5 protein-coding genes are annotated in these 9,398 nt (G+C 62.1%); all 5 read right to left on the bottom strand.

What is annotated here, in order from left to right; all coding sequences use genetic code 11:
* Positions 1-59: 59 nt before the first annotated feature.
* Positions 60-908 (bottom strand): GNAT family N-acetyltransferase, encoded by an 849-nt coding sequence (locus C3Y91_RS09215; RefSeq protein WP_024319365.1) that lies wholly within the window; start codon positions 906-908, stop codon positions 60-62.
* Positions 909-1,288: 380 nt separating this feature from the next.
* Positions 1,289-3,079: a putative bifunctional diguanylate cyclase/phosphodiesterase gene (locus C3Y91_RS09210; protein WP_024319364.1), complete on the bottom strand. Its 1,791-nt coding sequence runs from the start codon at positions 3,077-3,079 to the stop codon at positions 1,289-1,291.
* Positions 3,080-3,237: 158 nt separating this feature from the next.
* Complete coding sequence (locus tag C3Y91_RS09205; protein ID WP_018073695.1) at positions 3,238-5,022, bottom strand: IlvD/Edd family dehydratase; 1,785 nt, start codon at positions 5,020-5,022, stop codon at positions 3,238-3,240.
* The gene (locus tag C3Y91_RS09200) at positions 5,019-5,930 is read right to left on the bottom strand and encodes an NAD(P)-dependent oxidoreductase (protein ID WP_024319363.1); all 912 of its coding nucleotides are present in this window, start codon (positions 5,928-5,930) and stop codon (positions 5,019-5,021) included. Before C3Y91_RS09200 ends, C3Y91_RS09205 begins: the two co-directional genes overlap by 4 nt.
* 215 nt (positions 5,931-6,145) lie before the next feature.
* Positions 6,146-9,346 (bottom strand): efflux RND transporter permease subunit, encoded by a 3,201-nt coding sequence (locus tag C3Y91_RS09195; protein ID WP_024319362.1) that lies wholly within the window; start codon positions 9,344-9,346, stop codon positions 6,146-6,148.
* Positions 9,347-9,398: the final 52 nt, after the last annotated feature.

Raw genomic sequence — 9,398 nt, 5'->3', positions numbered from 1 at the left:
ACTTGCTACATCGCTGCTCTCGTCATTTGGTGGGCATGATTGAGTCTGGAGCCTAGAGCCTAACCGAGTTCCAGCGTCGTCACGCCGAAGACGTGCTTCAGCGGGATCGCCGGCGCCGGCCCGCGATACATGCGTGTCGTCTCGAACACCGGTTGAAGACCGAGCCCTTCGGCAAGCGCGACTGCCTCGTGGTTCGCCGTGGGAATATCGATGAAGACCGCGGCCCCCTTCGCCTCGGGGATCAATTCGGCAAGCAGCGCTGCAGCGCTATCGGCATCGTTGGCAAAGAGCGGGCCGATCTTGTAGCCCTCGTAGCAGCGGCGGATCGTGCCGTAACCGCGGATCTTGCCGCTCTTGCGCACCACCGCCGAACGGCGACCCTTGCGGCCAGTGCACCAGGAGGTGAGGAATGCATCCCGCGGCTGCGGAAAAATCGCCGAATCATAGCGCTGCAATCCCTCGAGACGCGAATCCAGCACCGGTTGCGCGACAAGCGTCGAGACAGGCAAGGAGTTGGCGACGCCGCCGTAGCGAATGGTGGAATAGGCGGGTTCGAAGCCGGCCTTGCGATAGTTGTCCTGCTGTGCGGCGACGCCGTCAAGACCGATCGTGCGGTCTCCCGCACTGGCGATGCCTGCCGCCCAGATCGCCTTGCCGTAACCCTTGCCGCGGAAATCGGGATGGACGATGTAGAGGCCCAGGAAGGCAAAACTCTCGCCATATTTGACGACCGAGATCGAGCCGACGGGGACTTCACCGATAGAGCCGACGAAAAATCCTGATGGATCGGCCTCGAGGAACGCAAGCGAATCGTCGAGGCCGGGGTTCCAGCCCTCCTGACGCGCCCATTCGAGCACGAGTTCCAGTTCGCCGGGCCGCATCGAACGAACGGCAAATTCCGAATTCATGCGACCTTCCCAGATTGAATGTCCCGCAAGTCCATCCCGGCAACGGCAAAGCAATTGTCAGGTCCCAGCTCCCCGATTGCACCTGCGAATGATGGAGAGCCGCGTTCATGGACTTGATGACGCGTATAATCATTTTTCGATGCAATGCAGAAATCTTCGTTTCCGCATTACCATGAAACAATGCCGTTGCAAGCTCAAGAAAATTACTTGCGCGCCAATTATCTTCCTGCCGATGCGAATAAAATGACGCGCCGAAAAAATAGCGCCTGCGCGATTTGAACGGCGAGGAGAGCATTTCGGCAGAAAACACCTCCGCGACCCGGCAAGGACGTTGTTGCAACCAGGCACGACGACGGCCACCCGCTGACGAATCAGCCGGTTCAGCTGCTCATCGCGGTCCTCTGCTTTTCAATCCCGCTCGTTATCGATGAGAAAAGACGTCCTGTCTCGGCCGCCGGTGCGGGATAGCCGAACGCGTAACCCTGCAGGCCGTCGCAACCGAGTTGCGCCAGCACGACGGCATGCGCCTCGGTCTCGATGCCCTCGGCGATCACCTCGACATCGAGTGCCTTGGCGATTTCCACGATCGAACCCACCACCCGCCGCTGCTCGGCAGAGCTGACAACTTCGGTGACGAGCTGCCGGTCGATCTTCAGCCGCTTCGGCCGCAGCTTGACGAGACCGATGAGCGAGGCATGGCCCGATCCGAAGTCGTCGATCTCGATATCGATGCCCATCTGTTTGATATCGCCGATATGATCGAGCAGTTTTTCGTCGCTGTCGTCGAGGAAAATCGTCTCCACCAGTTCGAAGACGATCACGCCGGGCGGGATATCGAGTTTCCTCAGCTTGTCGAGCAGCGCCGGATCAGCAAGACGCGACGCCGAGATATTGACGGCGATGCGCGGTACCGCAAGGCCGCGCAACAGCCAGAACAGCCGGTCTTCGAGAACGTTTTTCAGGATCGCCGCGTCGATCTCCGCCGCAAGTCCGTGCTCATCGGCGATCTTCAGGAATACCCCCGGGGCGAGCACGCCTTTCTCGGGATGTTTCCAGCGCGCCAGCGCCTCGAAGCCGATGACTTCCCGCGTCCGGGCGTCGAGCTGCACCTGATAATAGGGAACGATCTCGCCGCGCTCCAGCCCAAGCTTCAGCTCTTCGGCGAGACGACGCTTGGAGCGCAGATCCTCCTGCAGTTGCCGCGTGAAGAATTCGACGCGATTCCGCCCGAGCTTCTTGGCCTGGTAGAGCGCCAGGTCGGATTCGGCAAGCAAGTTGCGAGCCCGCCGATCGCCGCTCCAGGAAACGCCGATCGAGGCGCCGGATTGCAGCATCTCTTGGCCGAAGCGGATCTTCTTCCGCAGCCGGCGCTGGAGATCCTCGGTGATCAGCTTCAGCTCAGTGAGATCGGTGAAATTGACCAGCACGATGACAAACTCATCGCCGCCAACGCGGGCAACCATACCATTTACAGGAATGGCAGCGGTGATGCGAAGGGCTGCGGCCCTGAGAACGACGTCGCCTGCCGCATGACCGTGGCTGTCGTTGATCTGTTTGAACTGGTCGAGGTCGAGATGCAGGACCGCGAGCGTCGTGATGCTCTTGTCGGCAGGCAGTTCCGCCAGCCGCTTGTCGAGAAGGCGCCGGTTCGGCAGGCCGGTGAGATAGTCGTGATCGGCGACATGCTCGATGCGCGCATTGCTTTCCTCGAGCGCCAGCGCCCGCGCCTCGGCCACCACCTTCTGCCGCGCCAGCTCCCCGTTGAGCAGTACGTCGGCCGTCACATCCCATTCGGCGCCGATGAAGGAGGGCAGCCCCCCCGCATCGACATAGAAATGCGCTCGCGAACGCAAATGACGGATTTCGCCGCTCGGCAGCACGATTCGGAATTGTGAGTTATAGGCGCCGCGCGTCGCGATCGCCTGCTCGAAGTCGCGTTCGGCCCGCTCGCGATCATCGGGATGGATGGCATTCGACCAGAGCGATGCCGCCACCAGCCGGCAGGTCTCGCCAGTCTCGTAAAGGCGATGCATCTGTGCATCCCACAAGATCCCGTCCTGCTCGATGCTGTGCTCCCAGACACCAATCTGGGATGCATCGAGAGCGAGTTCGAGCCGACGCAGAAGATCCTGAAACTCTCGTTCGGATCGTGTGGCTTTGTTCTCTGGCAACGCGGTCCCAGCCTTAGAAGCTTACATAACGGCAATATGGTCTCAGGCCGCCATTAATGAAGCCTTGTCTTGACCACCGAACTAATGACTAGGTGAACTGTTCGTTACGACTTTCCCTTTTTGGATCAAAGGGCTTGCAGTCGACGGCAGCTTCAAGATCAGTGGTTGTGCCGCGGCGGATTTTTCGCGATCTGGCGGAATTCCGCCGCTCCCTCCAGCACCGCACCATCCGACAGCTGCGTAACCGAGCGGCGGTAGATCTGCTGCCACGGCGTCGCATCCGCCGGCACCGGCGGGATGCCGTCGCCTTTACGCCGTTCGATCTCGGCGTCATCGACCAGCATGTCGCAGCGCCCGTGGTTGAAGTCGATGCAGATCACATCGCCGGTACGAAGCCAGGCGAGGCCGCCGCCGGCGGCACTTTCCGGCGAGGCGTTGAGGATCGAGGGACTGTCTGCCGTGCCCGATTGGCGGCCATCGCCGATCGTCGGCAGGCTGCGGATGCCGCGCTTCAGGAGATGATCCGGCGGCTGCATGTTGACGACCTCAGCCGAACCAGGCCAGCCGATCGGCCCGGCGCCTCGGATGACGAGGATGGTATTTTCGTCGATGCCGAGTTGGGGATCGTTGATGCGCTTGTGATAGTCCTCGGAACCGTCGAAAACCACCGCTTTGCCCTTGAAGACGCCCTCGTGCCCGGGTTCCTCAAGATAGCGCCGGCGAAAATCCTCCGAGACCACACTCATCTTCATGATCGCGAAATCGAAGAGATTGCCTTTGAGAACGAGGAAGCCCGCCCGCTCCTTCAGCGGCTCGGCGAATGGCTTGATGACCTCGCGGTCGCGTGCTTCCTTACCCTGTAGGTTCTCTGTCATCGTCCTGCCCGTCACCGTGCGACAGTTGCCGTCGAGCTTGCCGGCCTGCAGCAGTTCCCACATGATCGCCGGCGTGCCGCCGGCGCGATGGAAGCGCTCGCCGAGATAGGCGCCCGCCGGCTGGACGTTGGCCAGCAGCGGGATATCGAAACCATGCACCTGCCAGTCGTCGGGATGGAGTTCGACGCCGGCGTGCTTCGCCATCGCAGCCAGATGCGGCTGCGCGTTGGTCGAGCCGCCGATCGCCGAATTGGTGCGGATGGCGTTTAAGAAAGCCTCGCGCGTCAGGATATCCGACGGCTTCAGATCCTCGAACACGATCTCGACGGCACGCCGCCCGGTGCGGTAGGCCATCTGGCCGCGCTCGCGGTAAGCGGCCGGAATGGCGCCGCAGCCGGTCAGCGAAAGGCCGAGCGCCTCGGCCAGCGCATTCATCGTCGAAGCGGTGCCCATCGTATTGCAGTGGCCGACAGAGGGAGCCGAGTCGAGCGCCGCTTGAAGAAACTCTTCCCGATCGATCTCGCCTGCCGCATATTTCCGCCGCATCCGCCAGATCACCGTCCCGGAGCCCGCCAGCTCCCCCTCGTGCCAACCGTCGAGCATCGGCCCTCCGGAGAGCACGATCGCCGGAATATCGACCGTCGAAGCAGCCATGATCGCTGAAGGCGTGGTCTTGTCGCAGCCGGTGGTCAGCACGACACCGTCGAGCGGATAGCCGTAGAGGATTTCGACGAGGCCGAGATAGGCGAGATTGCGGTCGAGTGCCGCCGTCGGGCGCTTGCAATTCTCGAAGATCGGATGCGTCGGAAACTCGATCGGAATGCCGCCGGCGTCGCGGATGCCGTCGCGCACCCGCTTGGCAAGCTCAACATGCACTCTGTTGCAAGGCGTGAGATCGCTGCCGCTCTGGGCAATCCCGATGATCGGCTTGCCGGAGCGCAGCTCTTCCGGCGTGATGCCGTAATTCATGAAGCGCTCGAGATAGAGCGCTGCCATGTCGATATGATCGGGATTGTCAAACCAGTCCTGCGAACGCAGGCGCCGCTTCGGCGAATGGCTGTCCGTCACTGCTTTCCTCCCGGCCGGGCATTCTTCTCCTCGAGATGGAGGAGCAGGCCGCTGTGATCCTTTTCGCCATTGCCATTGGCGACGAATTCGCTGAATTCGGCATGCACCGCCGCCGTCAGCGGCAGCGTCAGCGACAGGGTCTTGGCCGTCTCCATGGCGGCATTCAGATCCTTCAGCTGGTTGCTGGACGAACCGCCTGGGGTAAACTGCCGCTCGACCATGCGCTTGCCGTGCAGTTCGAGGATGCGGCTCTCGGCAAAGCCGCCGCGAATGGCGTCCCGGAAGGCCGCCGGCGAGCCGCCGCCCGCTTCGATCAGCATCATCGCTTCGGCGACGGCGCCGATCGTCACCGCGACGATCTGCTGGTTGGCGAGCTTGGCAAGCTGGCCCGCACCGCTCGGACCGACGCGGGTCACCCGCCCCATCGGCGCAAAGATATCCGCAAGCCGGTCGATCACGTCCTCGTCGCCACCCGCCATGATCGCGAGCGTACCGGCTTCCGCCCCGACGACGCCGCCGGATACCGGCGCATCGACGTGATCGACGCCGCGCTCGGCAAGCCTCGCCGAATGGTCACGGGCGAAATGCGGGGCAATCGAACTCATGTCGATGACGGTAGCACCAGGCGTCATCGCATCGGCCGCGCCACGGTCGAACAACACGTCCTTCACCGCCTCGGCGTTAGTCAGCATGGTGATGACGACATCGGCGCCTGAAACGGCATCCGCCGGTGTTTTCGCGCGAACCGCGCCGTCTCCCGCAAGCGCCTCGGCCTTGCCGGGATCGCGATTCCAGACGGTGACGGCAAAGCCCGCGCCAAGCAGCCGGCGAGCCATCGGCGCCCCCATCAGGCCGGTGCCGAGAAGGGCGATCCGCCTGCTCTCATCACCTTTTCTCGAACCTGTCATTCAGTCCTCCCAACTGTTGTCCGTCTTTGATAGTCCCCTCGCCCACCGTTGCAAACCGTTTTGACGGACGTAACCCATTTTTGTGGTGTGTCCTTAGATGCGGATGATGTCGTCCGAAAACCGCGCACACTTTTCGGCATCATGCTCTGAAAACGATACGGGCGAGAACCGAAGTTCCCGCCCGATTTACCCGACAAAGGAAGGTTGAATTCCGTTTATTCCGCCGCGAGCCGGATGACCTCCGCCTCTTCTTCCTTGTGTTCGTCCGGCTTGTGCTGGACGAGCGGACGGTTGCCCGTCAACCGCCGCAGCAGCACGTAGAAGACAGGCGTCATGAAGATGCCGAAGAAGGTCACGCCGATCATGCCTGAGAAGACCGCGACACCCATGGCCGCGCGCATTTCCGCGCCGGCGCCAGTGGAGACGACGAGCGGCACGACGCCCATGATGAAGGCGAGCGAGGTCATGAGGATCGGGCGAAGGCGAAGGCGGCTGGCCTCGATCGCGGCCTCCCGCGGTGTCCTTCCCTCGAACTCCAGTTCGCGGGCGAATTCCACGATAAGGATCGCGTTCTTCGCCGATAGGCCGACAAGCACCACCAGACCGATCTGAGTGAAGATGTTATTGTCTCCACCGGTGAGCCAGACGCCGGTCAAGGCAGCCAGAACACCCATCGGCACGATCATGATGATCGCAAGCGGCAGCGTCAGGCTCTCATACTGGGCAGCCAGCACCAGGAAGACGAGCAGCAGAGCCAGCGGGAAGACGACGATACTGGAGTTACCAGCAAGGATCTGCTGGTAGGTCAGATCCGTCCATTCGAAGTCGATGCCCGCAGGCAGCGTTTCGTGAAGGATCTTCTCGATTGCCGCCTGCGCCTGGCCGGACGAGAAGCCCGGTGCCGGGCCGCCGTTGATGTCGGCAGCGAGGAAGCCGTTGTAGCGGTTTGCACGCTCAGGACCGGTGCTCGGCTCCACCTTCAGAAGGGCCGAAAGCGGGATCATCTCACCCGATGCCGAACGAACCTTCAACTGGCCGATATCTTCCGGCTGGGCGCGGAATTTCGCATCGGCCTGCACACGGACACTGTAGGTGCGGCCGAAAGCGTTGAAGTCGTTCACATAGAGCGAGCCGAGATAGATCTGCAGCGTCTGGAAGACGTCGGTGACGGAAACTCCGAGCTGCTCGGCCTTGGCACGGTCGAGATCGGCGTAGAGCTGCGGCACGTTGATCTGGAAGCTGGAGAACAGCCCGGCGAGTTCAGGCGTCTGATAGGCCTTTGCAAGCACTGCCTTGGTCGCCTCGTCGAGTGCCTGGTTGCCGAGGCCCGCACGATCCTCGATCTGCAGCTTGAAGCCGCCTGTCGTGCCGAGACCATTGACCGGCGGCGGCGGGAACATGGCGATGAAGGCATCCTGGATGACGCCGAACTTCTGGTTCAGCGCCATGGCGATTGCACCACCCGAGAGATCAGGCGTCTTGCGCTCCTCAAAGTCCTTCAACGTCACAAAGACGATGCCGGCATTCGAGGAGTTGGTGAAGCCGTTGATCGACAGGCCTGGGAAGGCGATCGCATTGGCAACGCCCGGCTGCGCCAGCGCGATGTCGGTCATGCGCTTGATGACGTCCTCCGTACGGTCAAGGCTTGCGGCATCCGGCAACTGGGCGAAGCCGATCAGATACTGCTTGTCCTGCGACGGCACGAAGCCGCCCGGAACCGTGCTGAACAGGCTGTAGGTCGCACCGACCAGTGCCAGATAGATCACCATGACGATGCTCTTGCGCGACAAGAGCCCACCTACACCCTTGCCGTAGGCATTCGAGCCCGCGCCGAAAACACGGTTGAAGCCGCGGAAGAACCAACCGAAGATGGCGTCCATGAACCGCGTCAGCCAGTCCTTCGGCTGATCATGGCCCTTCAGGAGAAGGGCTGCCAGCGCCGGAGACAGGGTGAGCGAGTTGAAGGCCGAGATGACGGTCGAGATTGCGATCGTCAGCGCGAACTGGCGATAAAACTGACCTGACAGGCCGGAGATGAAAGCGAGCGGCACGAAGACCGCGACGAGCACCAGCGCGATCGCGACGATCGGACCGGAGACTTCCTTCATCGCCTTGTAGGTGGCGGCCCGCGGCGACAAGCCCTGTTCGATATTGCGCTCGACGTTTTCGACCACGACGATCGCGTCGTCGACGACGATACCGATCGCAAGCACCAGGCCGAACAGACTGAGCGCGTTGATCGAGAAGCCGAAGACATACATGACCGCGAAGGTGCCGATAATCGATACCGGAACCGCGATCAGCGGGATGATCGAGGCGCGCCACGTCTGCAGGAACAGGATGACGACGAGGACGACGAGCGCAATGGCTTCGAGCAGCGTGTCGATGACCTTCTCGATCGAGGCGCGCACGAATTTCGTCGTATCGTAGACGATCTCGTACTTGACGCCGGCAGGCATGGCGAGCTGCAACTGATCCATGGTCGCGTTCACATTGTCCGCGATTTCGATCGCGTTCGAACCCGGCGCCTGCAGAACAGCAACGGCGACGGCCGGCTTGCCGTCGAGCAGCGAACGCAGGGTGTAGTCAGCAGCACCGAGCTCGATGCGGGCGACATCGCGAAGGCGGGTGATCTCGCCACTGGCGCCCGTCTTGACGATGATGTTGCCAAATTCCTCAGGCGTGCGCAGGCGACCCTGGGCATTGACGTTGAGCTGCAGGTCCACACCGGGCTGGCTTGGCGATGCGCCGATGATACCAGCGGCGGCCTGGATGTTCTGGGAGCTGATCGCGCTGCTGATGTCGCTGGCGGCGAGATTGTGCTCAGCGGCCTTCTGTGGGTCGATCCAGACACGCATGGAATAGTCGCCGGCGCCGAAGACCTGTACCTGACCGACGCCTGCGATGCGGGCGAGCCGATCCTTGATGTTCAGGGTCGCGTAGTTGCGAAGATAGGTGATGTCGTGATCGCCCCCGTCAGAGACGAGGTTGACGACCATGATGAAGTTGGGCGAGCTCTTGACTGTCGTAATGCCGAGCGCGCGGACTTCCGCCGGCAGGCGCGGTTCGGCCTGCGAAACGCGGTTCTGCACGAGCTGCTGCGCCTTGTCCGGGTCGGTGCCGAGCTTGAAGGTGACGGTGACGTTGAGCACGCCGTCCGACGTCGCCTGGCTGGCCATGTAGAGCATGCCCTCGACCCCGTTGATCTGCTCTTCGAGCGGCGTCGCCACCGTTTCGGCGATGACGGACGGGTTGGCGCCGGGATAGGTGGCGCGCACGACGATCGACGGCGGCACGACCTCCGGATATTCGGAAATCGGCAGCGCGCGCAGGCCGATCAAGCCGGCAACCAGGATGAGGACCGAAAGAACACCGGCAAAGACCGGGCGGTCGACAAAGAATCTGGAGATGTTCATATCAAAGCCCTCTCCGGGGTGAACATGGATGCAACGTCCCTCTCCGGCGGTT

The organism is Rhizobium ruizarguesonis (genome assembly GCF_012349115.1).
GTDB lineage: Bacteria > Pseudomonadota > Alphaproteobacteria > Rhizobiales > Rhizobiaceae > Rhizobium > Rhizobium ruizarguesonis.
Note: the sequence above shows the minus strand (reverse complement) of the source record. Positions and strands in the feature narration are given on the sequence as shown.